This is a genomic window from Pantoea sp. KPR_PJ, assembly GCF_041386365.1.
Classification (GTDB): Bacteria; Pseudomonadota; Gammaproteobacteria; order Enterobacterales; family Enterobacteriaceae; genus Pantoea.
This window is the reverse complement of sequence record NZ_JABMIK010000008.1, coordinates 40,100-59,509: the sequence shown is the minus strand read 5'-3', so window position 1 is coordinate 59,509 and position 19,410 is coordinate 40,100. Positions and strand designations below refer to the sequence as shown.

The 19,410-nt window shown below is 56.4% G+C and carries 22 protein-coding genes and 1 pseudogene; 15 read left to right on the top strand and 8 right to left on the bottom strand.

Annotated features, from left to right (window positions below; all coding sequences use genetic code 11):
- Positions 1 to 64: 64 nt before the first annotated feature.
- Positions 65 to 1,165, bottom strand: a complete 1,101-nt coding sequence (locus tag HP564_RS16130) for a glycosyltransferase (RefSeq protein ID WP_371244983.1) — start codon at positions 1,163 to 1,165, stop codon at positions 65 to 67.
- Between the two features lie 196 nt (positions 1,166 to 1,361).
- Here HP564_RS16130 and HP564_RS16125 point away from each other — a divergent pair, with 196 nt between their 5' ends.
- From HP564_RS16125 to coaD, 7 genes are all read left to right on the top strand, one after another.
- Positions 1,362 to 2,333: a deacetylase gene (locus HP564_RS16125; protein ID WP_371244743.1), complete on the top strand. Its 972-nt coding sequence runs from the start codon at positions 1,362 to 1,364 to the stop codon at positions 2,331 to 2,333.
- Between the two features lie 180 nt (positions 2,334 to 2,513).
- Positions 2,514 to 3,509, top strand: coding sequence for a glycosyltransferase (locus tag HP564_RS16120; protein WP_371244741.1), 996 nt, complete (start codon positions 2,514 to 2,516; stop codon positions 3,507 to 3,509).
- Positions 3,510 to 3,581: 72 nt separating this feature from the next.
- Positions 3,582 to 4,658 carry a putative lipopolysaccharide heptosyltransferase III gene (rfaQ, locus tag HP564_RS16115; RefSeq protein WP_371244740.1) on the top strand — a complete coding sequence of 359 codons (1,077 nt, stop codon included), beginning with the start codon at positions 3,582 to 3,584 and terminating at the stop codon, positions 4,656 to 4,658.
- On the top strand, positions 4,651 to 5,784 hold the full coding sequence (locus HP564_RS16110) for a glycosyltransferase family 4 protein (RefSeq protein ID WP_371244738.1): 1,134 nt from the start codon (positions 4,651 to 4,653) through the stop codon (positions 5,782 to 5,784). Before rfaQ ends, HP564_RS16110 begins: the two co-directional genes overlap by 8 nt.
- Before the next feature lie 85 nt (positions 5,785 to 5,869).
- A complete protein-coding gene (waaA, locus tag HP564_RS16105; RefSeq protein WP_371244736.1) occupies positions 5,870 to 7,144 on the top strand; it encodes a lipid IV(A) 3-deoxy-D-manno-octulosonic acid transferase in 1,275 nt (424 codons plus the stop codon).
- Entirely contained in the window at positions 7,144 to 7,920 is a 777-nt protein-coding gene (locus HP564_RS16100; protein WP_371244733.1) for a glycosyltransferase family 2 protein, read from the top strand. The genes waaA and HP564_RS16100 overlap by 1 nt, the downstream gene beginning before the upstream one ends.
- Positions 7,917 to 8,396 (top strand): pantetheine-phosphate adenylyltransferase, encoded by a 480-nt coding sequence (gene coaD / locus HP564_RS16095; RefSeq protein ID WP_371244730.1) that lies wholly within the window; start codon positions 7,917 to 7,919, stop codon positions 8,394 to 8,396. Before HP564_RS16100 ends, coaD begins: the two co-directional genes overlap by 4 nt.
- On the opposite strand, the gene mutM is transcribed toward coaD, so the two are convergent.
- The 4 genes from mutM to radC all read right to left on the bottom strand — a co-directional run bounded on the left by mutM (position 8,397) and on the right by radC (position 10,590).
- A complete protein-coding gene (gene mutM, locus HP564_RS16090) occupies positions 8,397 to 9,206 on the bottom strand; it encodes a bifunctional DNA-formamidopyrimidine glycosylase/DNA-(apurinic or apyrimidinic site) lyase (protein WP_371244729.1) in 810 nt (269 codons plus the stop codon). It lies immediately after the preceding gene.
- A 69-nt stretch (positions 9,207 to 9,275) separates the two neighbouring features.
- On the bottom strand, positions 9,276 to 9,443 hold the full coding sequence (rpmG, locus tag HP564_RS16085) for a 50S ribosomal protein L33 (protein WP_001051798.1): 168 nt from the start codon (positions 9,441 to 9,443) through the stop codon (positions 9,276 to 9,278).
- Between the two features lie 11 nt (positions 9,444 to 9,454).
- A complete protein-coding gene (rpmB, locus tag HP564_RS16080; protein ID WP_371244728.1) occupies positions 9,455 to 9,691 on the bottom strand; it encodes a 50S ribosomal protein L28 in 237 nt (78 codons plus the stop codon).
- Between the two features lie 242 nt (positions 9,692 to 9,933).
- The gene (gene radC / locus HP564_RS16075) at positions 9,934 to 10,590 is read right to left on the bottom strand and encodes a DNA repair protein RadC (RefSeq protein ID WP_371244725.1); all 657 of its coding nucleotides are present in this window, start codon (positions 10,588 to 10,590) and stop codon (positions 9,934 to 9,936) included.
- 184 nt (positions 10,591 to 10,774) lie between these two features.
- Here radC and coaBC point away from each other — a divergent pair, with 184 nt between their 5' ends.
- The 3 genes from coaBC to slmA all read left to right on the top strand — a co-directional run bounded on the left by coaBC (position 10,775) and on the right by slmA (position 13,139).
- The gene (gene coaBC, locus HP564_RS16070) at positions 10,775 to 12,004 is read left to right on the top strand and encodes a bifunctional phosphopantothenoylcysteine decarboxylase/phosphopantothenate--cysteine ligase CoaBC (RefSeq protein WP_371244982.1); all 1,230 of its coding nucleotides are present in this window, start codon (positions 10,775 to 10,777) and stop codon (positions 12,002 to 12,004) included.
- On the top strand, positions 11,973 to 12,431 hold the full coding sequence (gene dut / locus HP564_RS16065) for a dUTP diphosphatase (protein ID WP_371244723.1): 459 nt from the start codon (positions 11,973 to 11,975) through the stop codon (positions 12,429 to 12,431). Before coaBC ends, dut begins: the two co-directional genes overlap by 32 nt.
- A gap of 111 nt (positions 12,432 to 12,542) precedes the next feature.
- Entirely contained in the window at positions 12,543 to 13,139 is a 597-nt protein-coding gene (gene slmA, locus HP564_RS16060; protein WP_371244722.1) for a nucleoid occlusion factor SlmA, read from the top strand.
- A 60-nt stretch (positions 13,140 to 13,199) separates the two neighbouring features.
- Here slmA and pyrE read toward each other — a convergent pair whose 3' ends face one another.
- Both pyrE and rph read right to left on the bottom strand, forming a co-directional pair.
- A complete protein-coding gene (gene pyrE / locus HP564_RS16055; protein WP_371244720.1) occupies positions 13,200 to 13,841 on the bottom strand; it encodes an orotate phosphoribosyltransferase in 642 nt (213 codons plus the stop codon).
- 49 nt (positions 13,842 to 13,890) lie between these two features.
- Positions 13,891 to 14,607, bottom strand: a complete 717-nt coding sequence (gene rph / locus HP564_RS16050; protein ID WP_371244718.1) for a ribonuclease PH — start codon at positions 14,605 to 14,607, stop codon at positions 13,891 to 13,893.
- Positions 14,608 to 14,751: 144 nt separating this feature from the next.
- Here rph and HP564_RS16045 point away from each other — a divergent pair, with 144 nt between their 5' ends.
- A complete protein-coding gene (locus HP564_RS16045; protein WP_371244716.1) occupies positions 14,752 to 15,936 on the top strand; it encodes a NupC/NupG family nucleoside CNT transporter in 1,185 nt (394 codons plus the stop codon).
- Positions 15,937 to 15,969: 33 nt separating this feature from the next.
- On the opposite strand, the gene HP564_RS16040 is transcribed toward HP564_RS16045, so the two are convergent.
- Positions 15,970 to 16,401: a DUF3574 domain-containing protein gene (locus HP564_RS16040; protein ID WP_371244714.1), complete on the bottom strand. Its 432-nt coding sequence runs from the start codon at positions 16,399 to 16,401 to the stop codon at positions 15,970 to 15,972.
- Positions 16,402 to 16,559: 158 nt separating this feature from the next.
- Between HP564_RS16040 and HP564_RS16035 the strand changes: the two genes are divergently transcribed.
- The 4 genes and pseudogenes from HP564_RS16035 to HP564_RS16020 all read left to right on the top strand — a co-directional run bounded on the left by HP564_RS16035 (position 16,560) and on the right by HP564_RS16020 (position 19,322).
- Positions 16,560 to 17,423 (top strand): YicC/YloC family endoribonuclease, encoded by an 864-nt coding sequence (locus tag HP564_RS16035; RefSeq protein WP_371244713.1) that lies wholly within the window; start codon positions 16,560 to 16,562, stop codon positions 17,421 to 17,423.
- 109 nt (positions 17,424 to 17,532) lie between these two features.
- Positions 17,533 to 17,850, top strand: a pseudogene (locus HP564_RS16030) (alkaline-shock protein); the annotation flags it as partial.
- A 366-nt stretch (positions 17,851 to 18,216) separates the two neighbouring features.
- A complete protein-coding gene (locus HP564_RS16025; RefSeq protein WP_094121039.1) occupies positions 18,217 to 18,492 on the top strand; it encodes an ogr/Delta-like zinc finger family protein in 276 nt (91 codons plus the stop codon).
- A gap of 17 nt (positions 18,493 to 18,509) precedes the next feature.
- Positions 18,510 to 19,322 carry a hypothetical protein gene (locus tag HP564_RS16020; protein ID WP_140924040.1) on the top strand — a complete coding sequence of 271 codons (813 nt, stop codon included), beginning with the start codon at positions 18,510 to 18,512 and terminating at the stop codon, positions 19,320 to 19,322.
- Positions 19,323 to 19,410 lie beyond the last annotated feature (88 nt).

Sequence of the window (19,410 nt, the reverse complement as noted above, 5' to 3'; positions counted from 1 at the left end):
AGTATCCCTACAGCCGCTGGTGAGCGGGAACGGGACAGCACAGCCCGGCGTCCCATCCTCTCTCTCAGCGCTCTGCAGAATCTGCTGATATCAAAGACAGATACTGCTGGCACACTCTCTGCGTATCGAAAGCGGTAAAATCGATCTGTGTCAGGTCAGGCGGCTGCTGGTAAATCTCCAGCATGACATTTGCCAGAGAAACAGGATTAAGGTCGGCCAGTCCGCGCGCCAGCTCGCCCTGTAACAAAGAGACCGGGCCGCCCGGGCAGCGCGTGCTGACCACTGGCGTGCCGCACAGCATTGACTCGATCAGTACATTACCAAAACCCTCGCTGTCGGAGCTGACCACCAGCAGGCTGGCGCGGGCCATCCAGGCATAGGGGTTGTCAGAAAAACCCTGAAAAATAACCCGTTGTTCAATACCCAGCGCTTTCGCCTGCGCGCGCAGCGCCGCGGTTTTTTCCTCGCTGCCTTTGCCCAGCAGGACCAGCGGTATCGTCAGGTTGGTCAGCGCATAGGCCTGAAGCAGGCGGTCATGACGCTTGGTCTCATGAAATCGACCCACGTGCAAAATAAATTCGCTGGCAGGTGGCGTCAGCGGTGCCTGGGCCAGCGTTTTAATAGCTGCGATGTCAAAAGGATTGGCAATAACCGCTTCACGGCGCAGGCGCACGCGAAACGCACTTTTCAAATCCTCCAGCACACAGGCGGAAACCCCTGTCACGTTACGCTGCTGGTAAACGCGCTGGATTTTGCGCACCTTGAGCCAGCGAGACACTCCACGACGATGTTTCAGATAAGATGCAGAGAAAACGCCATGCAGACAAAACCAGGTTTTATCTGCTCTTAGCGTGGCACATCGCCTGACAATCCGGTCAGTTTTATGCAGATGTGAGACAACCAGATCAAATTCGCCGCCGGTGCGCTCGGCGACCTGCACCGCGTTGTCGAGCTGACGCGCCCGGCGGCGCAGTTCCGTCAGCTTACGCAGAGGATGTCGACAGCGATCTTCAATAACCTGATAATCCACGCCTGCAGGCAGCGCATATTCACACACCCTGCGCAGCGAGAAGAGAGAAACGCGGTGTCCGGCTGCCAGCAGACCCGCCACCAGCGTTACCACCACCTTTTCTGCGCCGCCGCCGGGCAGGCCATCGATCACCATCAGGATGCGTTTCGACAAAATATGTCCTTATTGAGTAAGAAAAGTCGGCCATCTGGGCACCTTTATCTGGCTATAGTACGAAAGCGCTGCCAGGCAGTAAATCGCGCTGCGCTCAGCGCAACCATTACGTAACACTTTGCGCCAGCTTACGGCGAGGCGTACTATTGCGCCTTTGTAAGGCGTTCAGGACCCTACTATGACACAGCCATCATTCCTTATTACCATCGATACTGAAGGCGATAATCTCTGGCGCAACCATCGCACTATTACCACGCGTAATACTGCCTTTTTGCCGCGTTTTCAGTCGCTGTGTGAACGCTACAGTCTGAAGCCAACCTGGCTTACCAATTACGAAATGGCAGTGGATCCCGCCTACGTTGAATTCGCGCGCGATGTGATTGCCCGCAATCAGGGTGAAGTGGGTATGCATTTACACGCCTGGAACAGCCCGCCAGAAGCCCCCTTAACCGATGATGACTGGCGCTGGCAGCCCTATCTGATTGAATACCCTGACGACGTATTGCGCGCGAAAGTCGCTTTTATGACGCAACTGCTGGAAGAGACCTTTCAGACCAAAATGCGTAGCCACCGCGCGGGCCGCTGGGCTTTTGATGAACGTTATGCCGCCGCCCTGACTGAACTGGGCTATCTGGTTGACTGCTCCGTTACGCCGCGCGTTAACTGGCGCTTTAACCGTGGCGCGCCCCAGGGTAACGGCGGCACAGATTACACGCATTTTCCCCGCAACGCCTATTTCATTGATCCTGCCGATATTTCCCGACCGGGCCGTTCACCCTTACTGGAAGTGCCGATGAGCATTCAGTATAAATATTCTCCACTGATGAGTGCCTTTAAGCAGGGCATGTATAAACTGCGCGGCAAGCAGCGTAGCCCGGCGGTTTACTGGCTACGTCCGTCAGGGGGCAATGTGGCGAGCATGAAGCGCGTGATTGAACAGTCACTGGCAGAAGGACAGGATTACGTCGAATTTATGCTGCACTCGTCTGAGTTTATGCCGGACGGCAGTCCAACCTTTAAAAATGAGCAGGATATCGAACGTCTTTATGAGGATCTGGACGCACTCTTTAGCTGGGTGAGCCCACGCTTTAAGGGCCGCACGCTAACGGAATATCACGCCAGCTTTACGCAGGGCGACAGTCAGAATTAAGCAGGTCGGCCTGATGCGTAAAAACGCAGGCTATATTTTCGTTAACCGCATGAAAGGTGTCTAAAAAAGCTTATCAACCTTCATAATGTGCCGGACGTTTTCTACACGTATTGTTACGACACGACTGGCGTTAAAGGATGTCGTCAGAATTTCTAAAGCACCGACAAAAAAACAGAGCTTATGCCTTTATCTTCTAGCCCACCGCTGTTGAGTATCATCTCCCCCATGTATAACGCCGGGGAGATGTTCGATCTCTTTATGCAGTCGCTGCTGGCGCAGACGCTGACCTCACTGGAAATTATTATCGTCGATGACGGTTCCACCGACGATTCCGGCGCGCGCGCCGATGCATATGCGGCGCAATATCCGCATATCACGGTCATTCATCAGGAAAATGGTGGCGTATCACGCGCACGCAACGCCGGGCTGCGTATTGCACGCGGTAAGTATGTAACCTTTCCCGATTCCGACGACACCATGCACCCTGAGATGTATGACACGCTGGTCGCGATGGCCGAGCAGGATAATCTCGACGCCGCGCAGTGCAATGCAGAATGGTTTTTTCAGCGCGACCAGCGTACCCGTCCCCTGATCCCGCTGGAGCGACTACGCAGCACGCCAGTGTTGAAAGGAGCGGAATGGCTCAATACTGCGCTGAAGACGCGTCGCTATCTGCATGTGGTATGGCTGGGCATCTATCGTCGCGCGCTGATTGAGCAGAAGCAGCTGTGGTTTGAACCAGGCCTGCACCATCAGGATATTCCCTGGACCACCGAATTTATGTTTAATGCGCAGCGCGTCCGCTATACCGATGCAATTTTTTATCGCTACTACCTGCATAACGCCTCCATCAGCAACCGCAAACGCACCGGCCAGCGTAACGTTGAGTATCAACGCCACTATTTAAAAATTGCGCGTATGCTGGACGAGCTTAATGCACGCTATAAAAACCAGGTAAAGATCTATCCCGCTTTTCATGCGCAGATCACCCATGAAGCGCTGAGCGTCTGCCACTGCGTGCGCCGCGAGCCTGAACCGGCTGCAAAGCAGGCGATTATCCATGATATTTTTGCCAGCAAAACGCATCTGCGTATGCTGCGCAACGCGCGCGGCATCAAACAGTGGTACCAGCTATTGCTGTGGCTGAGTCGACTCTGGCGCTGGCGCGACAAATAACCGTCGTCGCTGGTTTAACCCCTGAGGGGTTTGCCCTACAATCGGCTCACTGAAAATTAAGAGCATTTGTGTATGGCAAACCCGACTCACGCTGACGTCACCCCACACAATATTTTGCTGATCAAGCTGCGCCATCACGGCGACATGCTGCTGACAACGCCCGTCATTAACGCGCTGCGTCAGCGTTACCCTCAGGCCAGCATTGACGTTCTGCTCTATAAAGAGACGCGGCCGATGCTGGAGGCGCATCCGGCGATCCGCCAGCTGCACGTTATTGACCGCAAATGGAAGCAGGAAGGAAGCTGGCGCAAGCTCCGGCATGAACGTGACCTGATTGCTGCCGTTCGCGCCAGTCGTTACGACCTGGTCATCAATCTTGCCGACCAGTGGCGCAGCGCGCTGATTACCCTGTTCAGCGGCGCGCCGCTGCGTATTGGCTTCGCCTTTACCAAGCGCGATAACCTCTTCTGGCGCCTGTGCCACAACTGCCTGGTGCCAACCAGCCACCATGGACAGCTTCATACGGTTGAGCAGAATATGATGGCGCTGACCCCGCTGGGCATTTCGCCAGCAGGGGCGCGTGCGTCGATGCACTTCAGCGATGCAGATGGACAGAAGGTTGATGCGCTGCTGGCGGAACAGGACGTCAGCGCCCCCTTTATTGTCTTTCAGCCTACCTCGCGCTGGAACTTTAAATGCTGGGAAGAAGAGAAAGTCGCCGCCACCATCGACCAGCTGGCGCAGGCAGGCCGTAAAGTGGTGCTGACCGCCGGGCCCGACAAACACGAGCTGGAGATGATTGCACGCATTGTGGCGCTCTGTAGTACGCCCGATTGCGTGTCGCTGGCAGGCAGGCTATCGCTACCGCAGCTGGCGGCGCTAATCGCGCGCGCCAGCCTGTTTATCGGTGTCGATTCTGCACCAATGCACATGGCCGCTGCGCTTGATACGCCCTGCCTTGCGCTGTTTGGTCCCACCAAGCTTCAGTTCTGGCGTCCCTGGGGCGATCACAACCGCGTGATCTGGGCGGGCGATTATGGCCCGTTGCCTGATCCCGACGCCATTGATACCAATACTCGCCAGCGTTATCTCAGCGCTATTCCGGTCGAAGAGGTGGTCAACGCCGCAAGGAATTTTCTACATGACTAAATTACGCCTGGCGATTGTTCGGCAAAAATATCGCCCTGATGGCGGCGCGGAACGTTTTATTTCGCGCGCGCTGGAAGCGCTCGGTAGTGAACAGCTGGATCTCAACATTATTACGCGCAGCTGGCAGGGCACGCCGAATCCCGACTGGCACCTGCATATCTGCAACCCTCCGAAACTGGGCCGCATCTCGCGCGAGCGGGGTTTTGCACATGCGGCACGAGCCTGCTGGGAAAAGGAGCGGTTTGATATTGTCCAGAGCCATGAGCGCATCGCAGGCTGCGACATTTTCCGCGCCGGCGATGGTGTACATCGCGTCTGGCTTGAGCAGCGTGCGCGCATCGTCTCACCCTGGCAGCGCCTGAGCGCCGCCCTCAGCCCCTATCATCGCTACGTATTGCGGGCAGAAGCGGAGATGTTTAACGCCTCCTCACTAAAAGCGGTTATCTGCAACTCGGAGATGGTGAAGCGCGATATTCTGCGCTGCTTCTCACTCAGCGCAGAAAAAATTCACGTTATCCACAACGCCATTGACAGCCAGCGTTTCCAGCCGGCCAGCGAGGCAAGCCGCCATGCCGCGCGTCAGCAGTTACAGCTGCCGGATGCGGCTACGGTACTGATCTACGTCGGCTCCGGCTTTGAGCGCAAGGGTCTGAAAGCGGCGATTGAGGCGCTGGCGCGCAGCGATCGCTACCTGATTGTGGTTGGCCAGGACAAACAGCTGTCGCGTTATCAGCAGCTGGCAAATCAGCTCAACTGTCTGGATCGGCTACGCTTTGTCGGTGTACAGCAGGATGTGCAGCCTTTTTATCATGCTGCTGACGCCCTGCTACTGCCCACGCTCTACGATCCTTTTCCCAACGTCGTGCTGGAAGCGATGGCCTGCGGCCTGCCGGTGATTACCAGCACCGGCTGCGGCGGTGCAGAATTTATTACCGCTGGTCAGGAAGGCTTCGTTTGCGATGCGTTGGATATCAATGCATTAGCCGAGGCAACGATGGCGATACCGTCGCTTTCACTGGATTCGCGCCTGGGCGAAGCCGCAAGGCGCAGAATTGAGCCTTACGGGCCTCAGCGTCTGGCGCAGTCGCTGACATCGCTTTATCAGCAGGTGCTGGCACGCCGCTGACAAAGTGATGAGCGTGCCTGGGCTTTCTGGTAACATAGATTGATTTATGTGAAATTTTTTCTGCCAGGCTGTCGAAACGATAACTATGACAACCCTTTATACCGTCCTGCTCTACCTTATCCAGCCGCTCATCTGGCTGCGCCTCTGGCTGCGCGGCCGCAAAGCGCCGGCGTACCGCAAACGCTGGGCAGAACGCTACGGCTACTGCACGGGCAAAGTGGAGCCGGACGGCATTGTGCTGCACTCGGTTTCGGTCGGTGAGACGCTGGCTGCTATCCCGTTAGTGCGAGCGCTACGTCACCGCTACCCGACGTTGCCGATTACCGTCACCACCATGACGCCGACCGGCTCAGAACGAGCGCAGTCGGCGTTTGGCAAAGATGTGCATCACGTCTATCTGCCTTACGATCTGCCGGGCGCGATCAACCGTTTCCTCGATACGGTGAATCCGCGTCTGGTGATCATCATGGAAACTGAGCTGTGGCCTAACATTATCCGCATCCTGCATCAGCGCCAGATCCCGCTGGTCATTGCCAACGCCCGCCTTTCAGAGCGCTCTGCTAAAGGCTACCGCAAGCTCGGCGGCTTTATGCGTAATCTGCTGCAAAGCATTACCCTGATTGCTGCACAAAATGCGGAAGACGGCGACCGCTTTCTGGCGCTGGGCCTGAAACGTTCGCAGCTGGCCGTTACCGGCAGCCTGAAATTTGATATTTCTGTCACGCCTGAGCTGGCAGCCAGAGCCGTGACGCTACGCCGCCAGTGGGCTCCGCGCCGTCCAGTCTGGATTGCTACCAGCACGCATGAAGGTGAAGAGGCGATCGTGCTGGATGCACATCGCCGCCTGTTGCAGACCTTTCCCGATCTGCTGCTGATTCTGGTGCCGCGACATCCTGAACGCTTTAGCGATGCACGTGAGCTGACGCAAAAGCGCAACTTCAGCGCTATCCTGCGCAGCAGTGGCGAAATTCCGTCAGGGTCAACGCAGGTGGTCATCGGTGACACCATGGGTGAACTGATGCTGCTTTATGGTATTGCCGATCTTGCTTTTGTTGGCGGCAGCCTGGTAGAGCGCGGCGGACACAATCCGCTGGAGCCCGCCGCGCACGCCATCCCTGTACTGATGGGTCCGCATATCTGGAACTTCAAAGATATCTGCGGCAAGTTGCAGGAGGCGCAGGGTCTTATCACCGTCACCGATGCGGTGTCGCTGGAAAAAGAGGTCACCAACCTGCTGCAGGATGAGGATTATCGCCTCTACTATGGCCGCCATGCGGTTGAGGTCCTGCACCAGAACCAGGGCGCATTACAGCGTCTGCTACAGTTACTCGAACCTCATTTACCGCCACGGGCCCATTAATGACCGCTCGCCAACGTCTTTCTGTGGTGATAATCGCCAAAAACGAAGCGTCCCTGCTGCCTGCCTGTCTCGACTCTGTCAGTTGGGCAGACGAAATCATCGTGCTGGACGCAGGCAGTCACGACGATACCGTCGCGATTGCGCGCCAGGCTGGCGCGCAGGTTTTCCACGCCGGGACATGGGAAGGTTTCGGCAGGCAACGCCAGCGTGCGCAGCATCATGCCAGCGGCGATATGATTTTGATGATCGATGCCGACGAGCGCGTCACGCCGTCGCTGCGCGCCAGCATTGAAGCGGTGCTGGCGCAGCCTCCTGCTGCCACGGTCTATAGCCTGAACCGCAGCAACCTGTTTCTTGGCCGCTTTATGCGCCACAGCGGCTGGTATCCCGATCGCGTGATGCGCCTCTACCCGCGAGCGCTGCGCTATAACGACAATCTGGTGCATGAATCGCTGGATACCCAGGGGGCGCCGGTTGTCAGACTTCAGGGCGATCTGCAACATCTGACCTGTCGCGATCTGGTGGCGTTCCAGCAAAAGCAGCTGGCCTATGCCGCAGCCTGGGCACAGGAGCGCCATCAGCGCGGGAAACGCTGTGGTCTCTTCTCTGTGTTTTTCCATACGCTGGGCGCATTCCTGAAAACCTTCCTGCTGCGCGCCGGGTTTCTTGACGGTAAACAGGGCTGCATCCTCGCCGTGGTCAACGCGCAGTACACCTTCAATAAATATTCCGCGCTGTGGGCGCTGAATCATGCCGCTGACAAAGGCCGCTTATGAGCACGAAAGCGATTTATCCTGGCACCTTCGATCCCGTTACGCTGGGTCATATTGATATTGTCACTCGCGCCGCGCACATGTTTGACCAGATGGTTCTGGCGATCGCTGCCAGCCCGAGCAAAAAACCGCTGTTTAGCCTGGAAGAGCGCATTGAGCTGGCGCGTCAGGCGGTGGCGCACCTGCCGAACGTGGAAGTCGTCGGATTTAGCGATTTAATGGCAAACTTTGCACGCGCGCAGCAGGCCAACGTGCTGGTGCGTGGCCTGCGTGCGGTGTCAGACTTCGAGTATGAAATGCAGCTCGCCCATATGAATCGCCATCTGCTGCCGACGCTGGAGAGTGTGTTTCTGATGCCCTCGGAAGGCTTCTCGTTCGTCTCTTCCTCACTGGTGAAAGAGGTCGCGCGCCACGGCGGTGACGTCAGCGCGTTTCTGCCTGAGCACGTACATCAGGCGCTGATGGCGAAACTTAACTGATTAATGCTGGCAGTTGGGGCACCAGAACGTGCTGCGCTGCCCATGCTTGCCACTGACGATGGGTGTGCCGCAGGCGCGACAGGGTTCGCCCGCGCGGCCATAAACCTGCAGTTCCTGCGCAAAATACCCCGGCTTTCCGTCGCTCTGTAAAAAGTCGCGCAGCGTCGTGCCGCCCTGCTCTATTGAGCGCAGCAGTACCGCTTTGATAGTGGTCGCCAGCAGCTGCGCCTCTTCCTTGCTCAGGCTCATTGCCGGACGATCGGGCAGGATCCCGGCGGTAAACAGCGATTCGCTGGCGTAGATATTGCCCACACCCACCACGATTTTGTTATCCATCAGCCACTGTTTCACGACGGTGCGCTTGCCACGCGACTTCTCGTACAGATAGTCGCCGCTAAAGGCCTCGCTGAGCGGTTCTGGCCCCAGGTGTGCCAGTACGTTGCTCCCTTCGGGATCGGTACTCCATAGCCAGGCCCCGAAGCGTCGCGGATCGGTGTAACGCAGCACTTTGCCGTTGCTCATCACTAAATCAACATGGTCATGTTTTGCGGCGGGCTGTTCTTCTGGCAGCACGCGCAGGCTGCCAGACATGCCGAGATGGATAATAATCCAGCCGTGCGGCAGCTCCAGCAGCAGGTATTTGGCGCGGCGCTGTACGCTCAGTACCGGCTGGTCGCTGAGCGCGTGGATCTCCTGCGACACCGGCCAGCGCAGACGCGAGTTACGCACCACGGCATGTAAAATCTTTTCACCGACCAGATGCGGTTCGATGCCGCGTCGGCTGGTTTCAACCTCGGGTAATTCCGGCATGTTCTCTCCTCAAAAAGTGGCAAAAACAAAAAACCCGGCCGAAGCCGGGTTTTTCGAAGAACACCAAAATTATTTAATTTTGGCTTCTTTGTAGATCACGTGCTGACGTACAACCGGATCGAACTTTTTCAGTTCCAGTTTCTCTGGTTTAGTACGTTTGTTCTTCGTGGTGGTATAGAAGTGACCTGTACCAGCAGAGGAAACCAGCTTGATCTTCTCACGAATACCTTTAGCCATGATTCAGTTCCTTAGTACTTCTCACCACGGGCGCGGATTTCGGCCAGAACCGTCTCGATGCCCTTTTTATCAATAACACGCATACCTTTAGCAGATACACGCAGAGTAACGAAGCGCTTCTCGCCCTCAACCCAAAAACGGTGTGAGTGCAGGTTCGGAAGGAAACGGCGTTTCGTCGCGTTCATTGCGTGGGAACGGTTGTTACCGGTCACCGGACGCTTTCCAGTTACCTGGCAGACTCGTGACATGTCTATTCTCCAAAAATCAAATCAGCTCGAGCTTTAAAAACTAGGTTTTGGCCGCCTCGTCAGGCTCATAGCCCGCCAGGCGAGTTCCATGTGAACCCGCTAAGCTGGCCCAAACGCCAAACCCGAGATTCTCAAAGGTGGCGTAGTATACGCCGCTCAGCGCAAGTGCTCAAGTCCCGAACAGATAAAGATCCCTGAAGATCGCGCAAAAACCCATCATCTGCACCTGGCAGAGCAGGCTTTTACAGCCAGCCACGCTCTGCAAAAGAGACATACTCACCATGACCGATCACCAGATGATCGAGCAGGCGGATATTCAGCAAGGTACAGGCTGCGCTCACTTTATGGGTGATATGCCGGTCAGCGCGGCTGGGTTCCGCCATGCCCGAGGGATGATTATGAGCCAGAATCACCGCCGCCGCGTTCACTTTCAGCGCCTCCCGCACGATTTCTCGTGGATGAACCTCAACGCTGTTAATCGAGCCCATAAATATTTTCTGCGCCTGTAAAACGCGGTGCTGATTATCCAGAAATAGCGCCATAAAAATTTCCCGCTCCTGATGCGCCAGCATGCTTTGCAGATAATGCCGCGTCACCTGTGGATTCGCCATTACATCTTCTTGCGCCATCTGGCTGGCAAAAAAACGCCGAGCCAGTTCCGCAATGGCGTGCAGCTGCGCCAGCTTCGCGGCGCCAACCCCTTTTAGTTTACTGAGCGTTGCCGGGTCGGCCGTCATAATGTAATAAAGCGAACCGAACTGCTGCAGCATCTGCTGTGCCAGCGCCATAACATTCAATCCCACCGCTCCGGTTCGCAGGAAAATGGCCAGCAGCTCGGCATCACTCAATGCCTCTGCTCCCCTTAACCGCAATTTTTCCCGTGGTGCCATACTGTCCATAAATGCCTCCTGCCATTGACGACATCATGATAGAATGCTGTATACTTAACCAGTGCTTTGTGGCGGATTTACGAGGTGGCTCGCAAAGGCAAGGGGTGAAAAGGCCTGTAGCCGGTTTTATGATACAGTCCTGCCACTCAGCCGCGCCTGACGCGGCATCCAGCGACATGAGGCAAAAAGCATGATGGGATTAGCCGGAAAAAAAATTCTGCTTGGCGTGAGCGGCGGCATCGCGGCGTATAAAACCCCCGAACTGGTGCGCCGCCTGCGCGAGCGCGGTGCGGAGGTGCGTGTAATGATGACACCGGCTGCCAAAGCCTTTATTACGCCACTCAGCCTGCAGGCCGTTTCCGGTTATCCGGTCTTTGAAGACCTGCTCGATCCTGCTGCCGAAGCAGCGATGGGCCATATCGAACTGGCGAAATGGGCCGATTTAGTGGTGCTGGCACCGGCGTCGGCTGATCTGATTGCCCGTCTCACTGCGGGAATGGCGAATGATCTGGTAACAACCGCCTGTCTGGCTACGGCCGCGCCGGTTGCCGTCGTACCGGCCATGAACCAGCAAATGTACCGCGCCGCGGTGACCCAGCATAACCTGCAGCAGCTCCATGCGCGCGGCCTGCTGATTTGGGGACCTGACAGCGGTAGCCAGGCCTGCGGCGATGTGGGTCCGGGTCGTATGCTCGATCCACTGGTTATTGTCGACCACGCGGTGCAATGGGCCTCGCCCGTCAACGATTTGCAACATCTCAACATTATGATCACCGCCGGTCCGACGCGTGAGGCGCTTGATCCGGTGCGTTATATCAGCAACCACAGCTCCGGCAAGATGGGCTTCGCCATTGCCGCCGCGGCCGCCAGACGAGGCGCAAACGTCACGCTGGTAAGCGGACCGGTCAGTTTGCCAACGCCGCCTGCGGTAAAGCGTATTGATGTGACCTCGGCGCTGGAGATGGAAGCTGCCGTAATGGCCGACGCGGCAACGCAGCAGATTTTTATTGCCAGTGCCGCCGTGGCGGACTATCGCGCTGCCGCTATTGCCGCCGAAAAAACCAAAAAGCAGGGCAGCGTAGACGATGCCATTACGCTACAGCTGGTGAAGAATCCCGACATTGTGGCAGAGGTTGCCGCACTGAAGCAGAACCGCCCTTATGTGGTTGGATTTGCCGCTGAAACCCAGAATGTGGAAGAATACGCACGACAAAAACGAGTACGTAAAAACCTGGACCTGATTTGCGCCAACGACGTGTCCAAAGCGGGACAGGGATTTAACAGCGACAGCAACGCGCTTCACCTTTTTTGGCAGGAGGGAGAAAAACGCTTACCGCTCAGCGATAAGACACTCCTTGGCCAGCATTTATTAGACGAGATAGTCCGCCTTTATGATGAAAAAAATCGACGTAAAGATTCTTGATGCGCGCGTGGGCGCAGAGTTCCCGCTGCCCACCTATGCCACCTCTGGCTCAGCCGGGCTTGATTTACGCGCCTGCCTGGACAGCGCACTGGAAATCACGCCGGGCATGACCACGCTGGTTCCAACTGGCCTGGCCATTCACATTGGCGATCCCGGCCTGGCAGCCGTCATCCTGCCTCGTTCTGGTCTGGGCCATAAGCACGGTATTGTCCTGGGTAATCTGGTTGGCCTGATTGACTCTGACTATCAGGGCCAGCTCATGGTGTCAGTCTGGAATCGCGGCCAGACGAGCTTCACGCTGCAGCCAGGCGATCGTCTGGCGCAACTGGTGTTCGTACCGGTTGTCCAGGCAGAATTTAATCTGGTAGAAGACTTCGACGCCAGCGCCCGCGGGGAAGGCGGTTTCGGTCATTCAGGCCGTCAGTAACGCCCGTTTTTACTTAACCATCTGTTTATTTCTCATTGCCACAGGAGATGTTCTCTTAGGGGCAGTGAGAGGGTGTGCCTGTTTAAGGTGAATTTCAGGGGTTTTTAGGTCATGGCAGAGAAAAAAATCGCCAAACGGAACCGTCGCGAAGAAATTTTGCAGGCGTTGGCGCAGATGCTGGAATCCAGTGACGGTAGCCAGCGCATCACGACCGCCAAACTGGCGGCCAACGTCGGCGTTTCTGAAGCTGCGCTCTATCGCCACTTCCCCAGCAAAACGCGCATGTTCGACAGCCTGATTGAGTTTATTGAAGACAGTCTGATTACCCGCATCAATCTGATCCTGAAAGATGAAAAAGAGACGATGGCGCGACTGCGTCTTATCGTGCAACTGATTCTGGGCTTTGGTGAGCGTAATCCTGGGCTGACGCGCATTCTGACCGGCCACGCGCTCATGTTCGAACAGGATCGCCTGCAGGGGCGTATTAATCAGCTGTTCGAGCGAATTGAAGCCCAGCTTCGTCAGGTGATGCGTGAGCGCAGAATGCGGGAAGGCGAAGGTTTCGAGACAGACGAGGCGCTGCTGGCAAGCCAGCTGCTGGCCTTTTGCGAAGGGGTGCTGTCACGCTACGTGCGTTCAGAGTTCCGCTTCCGTCCTACTGCCGAGTTTGATACTCGCTGGCCGCTGCTGGCTGCACAGCTGGTATAGTGCGGTTGACGCGGCAAGTCCATTCCCCTTCCCGCTTGCGGGAAAGGGAATGTGCCCTGTTTAGATGCCGTACTCTTTCTGGTACGCCCGCACTTTCGCCAGATGATCGGCCATTTCAGGCTTCTCTTCCAGATAGCTAATCAAGTCTTTCAGAGTAATGATGGCGGTGACCTGACATTTATAGTCGCGCTCTACTTCCTGAATGGCGGAGATATCCCCTCGTCCACGCTCCTGCCGATCGAGTGAAATCAGCACTCCTGCCAGCGTGGCATGATGTGCATGAATAATATCCATTGATTCACGGATTGCCGTTCCGGCGGTAATGACGTCATCGACCAGCATGACGCGACCCGCCAGCGGGCTGCCCACCAGCAAGCCACCTTCACCATGATCTTTCGCTTCTTTGCGGTTAAAGCAATAAGGCACGTCGCGGTCATGATGATCGGCCAGCGCTACGGCAGTGGTTGTCGCAATAGGAATGCCTTTATAGGCCGGGCCAAACAGCAGATCAAAATCTACGCCGCCGTCGACCAGCGCCTGCGCGTAGAAACGGCCCAGCAGCGCCAGATCGCGGCCGCTGTTAAACAAGCCAGCATTGAAGAAATAGGGGCTTTTACGGCCAGATTTCAGGGTAAATTCGCCGAACTTCAGCACCTGCTTGTTCAGGGCGAATTCAATAAACTGACGCTGCCAGGCTTTCATTTCTCACTCCTCTCACAAAAAAAAGGCGACTCTCTGGTCGCCTGTTAAATCAGTTGTTTAGCGCTGCTTTCTGCGCCTGAATCAGTTCCTCGATGCCGCCACGCGCCAGCGCAAGCAGCGACAGCAGTTCTTCGTGGCTGAACGGCTCACCCTCGGCGGTCCCCTGCACTTCAATCATGCGGCCATCTTCCAGCATCACAACGTTCATGTCGGTCTCAGCCGCAGAATCTTCCACGTACTCGAGATCGCAGCGCGCTTCGCCGTCGACGATGCCCACAGAGATCGCCGCCACCATGCCTTTCATCGGGTTGGCTTTTAGCTTGCCATCGGCCACCAGCTTATTGAGCGCATCCGCCAGCGCCACGCAGGCACCGGTAATCGCCGCGGTGCGTGTGCCGCCATCCGCCTGAATAACGTCACAGTCGAGCGTAATGGTAAACTCGCCCAGCGCTTTGAGATCGACCGCTGCACGCAGTGAGCGGGCAATCAGGCGCTGAATTTCCAGCGTACGTCCGCCCTGCTTGCCTTTTGCCGCTTCGCGCGCCATACGGCTATGGGTAGAACGTGGCAACATGCCATATTCGGCGGTCACCCAGCCCTGCCCCTGACCTTTCAAAAAGCGCGGGACGCTCTCTTCCACGGTCGCGGTGCAGAGCACTTTGGTTTCACCGAACTCCACCAGCACCGAGCCCTCGGCATGTTTAGTGTAGTTTCGGGTCAGGGTGACGGGACGCACCTGCTGTGCGCTTCGGCCTGCTGGACGCATGGTAATCTCCGGCTGCAATGAATTGGCTGCGCATTATACGGACTTCCTCGCCGCCTGTCTTGCTGACGGGATTTTACAGCGGCAGATGAATTTCTGTGACGTCTGTGGCTAAATGCGCCTTCCTCACTCACTGAAAATAAAAAGATGACTTCAATTCTTCATTTCCTGCTGGCGCTGGTGGTGATTTTTGCCCTCGCGCTGCTGGTCAGCCATGACCGCAAACAGATACGCCTGCGTTATATCGTCCAGCTGATCGTGGTGGAAGCTGCGCTAGGCTGGTTTTTCCTTCACTCCGCCAGCGGACAAGCGGCAATTGGCGCATTCAGCGGCTTTTTCGAAAAGCTGCTGACCTTTGCCGCGCAGGGCACCGACTTCGTATTCGGCAATATGAGTAAACAGGGCCTGGCCTTTATCTTCCTTGGCGTACTCTGCCCTATCGTGTTTATTTCTGCCCTGATTGGCATTCTGCAGCACTGGCGTATTCTGCCGCTGATGATCCGTCTGGTAGGGACGCTGCTCTCTAAAGTCAACGGCATGGGCCGGCTTGAGTCGTTCAATGCGGTCAGCACGCTCATTCTCGGTCAGTCAGAAAACTTTATTGCCTATAAAGGTATTCTGGCTGACATTCCGCCAACGCGCCTTTACACCATGGCCGCTACGGCAATGTCCACGGTGTCACTCTCGATCGTTGGGGCTTATATGACGATGATTGAGCCTAAATATGTGGTCGCGGCGCTGCTGCTCAACATGTTCAGCACCTTTATTATCCTCTCTATTATCAATCCCGGCAAAGCGCAGGATGAGCAGGCAATCCAGCTCGATAAACTGCACGAAGAGCAGAGTTTCTTTGAGATGCTCGGCGAGTACATTCTGGCGGGCTTTAAGGTGGCGATGATTATTCTGGCCATGCTGATCGGCTTTATTGCGCTGATTGCAGCGGTTAACGCGCTGTTTAGCGCGCTGTTTGGCTATAGCTTCCAGCAGATCCTCGGCTATGTCTTTTATCCATTCGCCTGGCTAATCGGCATCCCTGCCGTTGATGCCTTGCAGGCCGCCAGCATTATGGCGACCAAACTGGTGGCGAATGAGTTTGTTGCGATGATTGAGCTGCAAAAAGTGGCGGCAGACATGACACCGCGCGGGCTGGGTATTCTTTCCGTGTTCCTGGTCTCCTTTGCCAACGTCGCCTCTATCGGCATTGTGGCCGGTGCGATTAAAGGGCTGAACGAACCGCAGGGGAATGTTGTTTCCCGCTTCGGCTGGAAGCTGGTATATGGCTCAACGCTGGTGAGCCTGTTGTCAGCGGCCTTCGCCGGTCTGTTTATTTAATCCTGTTACGGCGGCAGTCTGCCGCCGTTTTTCTTAGAACCCTACGCAGGCTGGCGCGTCTACGCGCATCACCGATTCCTGGCCAAACCGTTGTTTATAAAGCGCACGCAGCGCTTCGATATCATCATTGACGCCGGTGTCTGGCCCGTGGATCAACAGCAGCGCTTTACTCGGCTCGCGCGCCAGCCTGCCGCTTTTCTCCAGCCACTGGCCGTTAGCATCGTAAACGCTTAGCCGCGCTTTAAAGCGCGGCGTGACGTCTTTGTCCAGAAACTGCTGCCATTCTGACGCACTTACCCTGCCGCCTTGTGGTTTGCTGAGACCAAACCACAGAGTGGTTTGCATCATCATCTCTCCCCCTGCACAGACAGGAACCGGCTTCGTGGGGGGCGCAGGAGGGCGCGGCGCCTGGCAACCAGCCAGCATTGCGGCCAGCGCCACTGAAAGGGCAACAGAGCGAAACATCAGCAATATCCTTAATAAATTGACCAGCCATCATCATAAGTATCTGCCTGCAAGAGCGGAAATTTTTTCATATGCCTGTGTACTGACGCATATGCCTGTTAGCCAGCGGTCGGTCTCGCTATACTTGCTGCATTATTTCTGACAAAGAGTAGCCCATTATGATCCGCAGTATGACCGCATACGCCCGCCGTGAAGCCAAAGGCACCTGGGGCAGCGCCGCCTGGGAGCTACGTTCCGTCAACCAGCGCTATCTTGAAACCTATATCCGCTTGCCGGAGCAGTTCCGCAGCCTGGAGCCGGTGATCCGCGAGCGCATTCGCCAGCGCCTGACGCGCGGCAAGATCGAATGTAATCTGCGTTTTGACGCTGACCCCAGCGCACAGGGCGAGCTGATGCTGAATGAAACACTTGCGCGTCAACTGGTGCAGGCTGCCAACTGGGTGAAGATGCAGAGCGATGAAGGTGCCATCAACCCTATGGATATTCTGCGCTGGCCTGGCGTGATGTCTGCGCAGGAGCAGGATCTGGACGCGATTAACACCCAGCTGCTGAGCGCGCTGGATGCGGCACTGGATGACTTTATCATCGCGCGTGAAAGCGAAGGCGCGGCGCTCAAAGCATTGATTGAACAGCGCCTTGAGGGCGTGAAGCAGGAAGTGGCAAAAGTGCGCGCCCAGATGCCTGAAGTCCTGAAGTGGCAGCGCGAGCGTCTGTTGACAAAGCTGGAAGAAGCGGAGGTGCAGCTGGAAAACAATCGTCTCGAGCAGGAGCTGGTGATGATGGCGCAGCGCATCGATGTCGCAGAAGAGCTGGACCGTCTTGAAGCGCATGTGAAAGAAACCTATAACATCCTCGGCAAAAAAGAGGCCGTTGGCCGCCGCCTGGACTTTATGATGCAGGAGTTCAATCGCGAGTCGAACACGCTGGGCTCGAAGTCGATTAATGCGGACGTCACGGCGTCAGCGATTGAGCTGAAGGTGCTGATCGAGCAGATGCGCGAGCAGATTCAGAATATTGAGTAACTTCTCAATAACTATCATATAACTTCATAAAACCAGTAAAACCCGTAACTTACGGGTTTTACTTTCTCATAAAGAATCATCCCTTCTCGCAAAATCTCTATCATTTGGCAGCTTCTTCACGGCCAATCAGTACAGCCGCTTTGCCGACTGGCACGACGAGCGCAACCGCCCCGGCAACATGGTGGGCTGGCGCAGGGTGGAAAAAGGCAACACCGCGCAGGGTACCGAGGCGGCCACGACGTTTTACGTCATGCCGTCCGGGTGGAAGGAAATCTGCAAGGGGTTTGACCCACGCAAGGTGGCGCGTCTCTGTGCCGACCGGGGCTACCTGATGGCCTCCGCCGACGGCAAGCTGCAGACCAGCATCCGCCCGCCAGAGATGAACGTGCGCAGGCTGTACGTCTTCAACAGCGAGGTGCCGGGCTGATGAAGTTGCCTTTGCGTGAGTCTTATTTTTAAAGGGTAACAGGTGTAACGGGTGTAACAGCCGCATGCAGTAAGGCGTCAGCCTGTTACACCTCTTTCTCATGTGAGGTGTAACAGGTGTAACGCACCCGCCCGCGCTGTTACACCGTGTTACCCGTCGCGTTACACCGGAAGAATAAGAAAATGTTCTTTTAATTCATGGTTGTAACACCTGTTACCCGTGTTACACCGCTTATAGAAGGTAAGTCAGCCAGCCGCCCTTTTCTGGCAGACGTTGTGTCAGGCACGGTACACGGCCCGCACATGGTTCACCTGTGCCAGCCCCGGCACAATTGACTTACTAAAAACGACCACACAGGAAAACGAAATGGCCCTGAAATGTCCCGAATGCGGTCAGGTAGCCCATACCCGCACCAGCGCCTACGAAGCCCCGTCCGTAAAGCGCACCTGGTATCAGTGCCAAAACCTCGACTGCTCCTGCACGTTCACTGCGCTGGAGAGCGTCGAGAAAATCATCATGAAGCCGCACAGGCCCAAGACCGCAGAGCCGGAACCGCAGAATGACGTACCGGTTCGCCAGCCGCAGACGCTGGGCCGCTATGGTTCAGCCAGCGCCCGCAAAGACCGCCACGCACAGCCCTGACAGAGAGGAAAAACAGCATGACACAGCAGCAGATGACCGATGAACAGATTCAGGCCGCCGGCAACCGTATCGGCACGGCGCAGGCCAGAGCGCAGCGGCCACTCAAGGAAGCAGGATGGCTCCTGCGGTTACCCGAGGCCGACGTTATCAGTCACACCACCGAGCTGGTGAAGGGGCTGTCCTCTGAATGGCGGTTGCGTATCGAAGACCTCAATACGAAGATGCTGGCCTGGCTGGAGGCAAGACGGGCCGAGAACGCCGCCGCTGAGAACCTCAGCGAGCTGCGCCAGCGTAAGGCCGAAATGGAGCAGGCAAGCCGGGACAACCGGGCACGCTTCCGTGAACTGCTGGGACAGAATGGCGGCAACGTCACGCCGGAGATGAAAATGCTGCGCGCGGAGTATCTGGAGCAGCAGGAAACGGCATCAGACCTTGCCGGGCTGATTGCCGAAAAGGAAAAGCAACTGCCGGTGCTGGCCGACGTGACGGGGCGCAAGGCTAACGCTTACGTATTCTGTCATGAGGGCATCACGGATGAGCGCATTGATACGCTTATTGATGACTTCTTTATCATTCATGGCGCAGAGCTGAGCAGCCTGCTCAGAATGAAGTACAGCCAGTTTGAACGGAATGGCTCAACGCATGCACCGGGCGTTATCGAAGGCGCGAACGATGCCGACACGCTTTACGGCGCATATGTCCAGAACCTGATTAAGCGATGGACGAGCGTAAATCAGCCGCTGATGTTCCGTGATGACGTGCTGAGCGTCAGCGGTGCGCATCCTTTCCGGGGAGCCAGAACCGACCGCCGCAAGCGTAAACTTTTCTGAGCCGAAGACTCAGGAACTCACCGAAGCCCGGTCCGTGCCGGGCTTTTTTACGTCTACTGCGTGAGTGCATGTCTATGCTGCATGAAAA

Excerpts from the sequence above, each read along its gene's own strand:
- rfaQ (WP_371244740.1), top strand. The coding sequence starts at position 3,582 with ATGGCAAACCCGACTCACGCTGACGTCACCCCACACAATATTTTGCTG.
- coaBC (WP_371244982.1), top strand. The coding sequence starts at position 10,775 with ATGGGATTAGCCGGAAAAAAAATTCTGCTTGGCGTGAGCGGCGGCATC.
- HP564_RS16130 (WP_371244983.1), bottom strand. The coding sequence starts at position 1,165 with ATGGTGATCGATGGCCTGCCCGGCGGCGGCGCAGAAAAGGTGGTGGTA.
- mutM (WP_371244729.1), bottom strand. The coding sequence starts at position 9,206 with ATGCCGGAATTACCCGAGGTTGAAACCAGCCGACGCGGCATCGAACCG.
- radC (WP_371244725.1), bottom strand. The coding sequence starts at position 10,590 with ATGGACAGTATGGCACCACGGGAAAAATTGCGGTTAAGGGGAGCAGAG.
- dut (WP_371244723.1), top strand. The coding sequence starts at position 11,973 with ATGATGAAAAAAATCGACGTAAAGATTCTTGATGCGCGCGTGGGCGCA.
- rpmB (WP_371244728.1), bottom strand. The coding sequence starts at position 9,691 with ATGTCACGAGTCTGCCAGGTAACTGGAAAGCGTCCGGTGACCGGTAAC.
- slmA (WP_371244722.1), top strand. The coding sequence starts at position 12,543 with ATGGCAGAGAAAAAAATCGCCAAACGGAACCGTCGCGAAGAAATTTTG.
- HP564_RS16100 (WP_371244733.1), top strand. The coding sequence starts at position 7,144 with ATGACCGCTCGCCAACGTCTTTCTGTGGTGATAATCGCCAAAAACGAA.
- HP564_RS16120 (WP_371244741.1), top strand. The coding sequence starts at position 2,514 with ATGCCTTTATCTTCTAGCCCACCGCTGTTGAGTATCATCTCCCCCATG.
- HP564_RS16125 (WP_371244743.1), top strand. The coding sequence starts at position 1,362 with ATGACACAGCCATCATTCCTTATTACCATCGATACTGAAGGCGATAAT.
- HP564_RS16025 (WP_094121039.1), top strand. The coding sequence starts at position 18,217 with ATGGCCCTGAAATGTCCCGAATGCGGTCAGGTAGCCCATACCCGCACC.
- waaA (WP_371244736.1), top strand. The coding sequence starts at position 5,870 with ATGACAACCCTTTATACCGTCCTGCTCTACCTTATCCAGCCGCTCATC.
- HP564_RS16035 (WP_371244713.1), top strand. The coding sequence starts at position 16,560 with ATGATCCGCAGTATGACCGCATACGCCCGCCGTGAAGCCAAAGGCACC.
- rph (WP_371244718.1), bottom strand. The coding sequence starts at position 14,607 with ATGCGTCCAGCAGGCCGAAGCGCACAGCAGGTGCGTCCCGTCACCCTG.
- HP564_RS16040 (WP_371244714.1), bottom strand. The coding sequence starts at position 16,401 with ATGTTTCGCTCTGTTGCCCTTTCAGTGGCGCTGGCCGCAATGCTGGCT.
- HP564_RS16110 (WP_371244738.1), top strand. The coding sequence starts at position 4,651 with ATGACTAAATTACGCCTGGCGATTGTTCGGCAAAAATATCGCCCTGAT.
- pyrE (WP_371244720.1), bottom strand. The coding sequence starts at position 13,841 with ATGAAAGCCTGGCAGCGTCAGTTTATTGAATTCGCCCTGAACAAGCAG.
- coaD (WP_371244730.1), top strand. The coding sequence starts at position 7,917 with ATGAGCACGAAAGCGATTTATCCTGGCACCTTCGATCCCGTTACGCTG.
- rpmG (WP_001051798.1), bottom strand. The coding sequence starts at position 9,443 with ATGGCTAAAGGTATTCGTGAGAAGATCAAGCTGGTTTCCTCTGCTGGT.
- HP564_RS16020 (WP_140924040.1), top strand. The coding sequence starts at position 18,510 with ATGACACAGCAGCAGATGACCGATGAACAGATTCAGGCCGCCGGCAAC.
- HP564_RS16045 (WP_371244716.1), top strand. The coding sequence starts at position 14,752 with ATGACTTCAATTCTTCATTTCCTGCTGGCGCTGGTGGTGATTTTTGCC.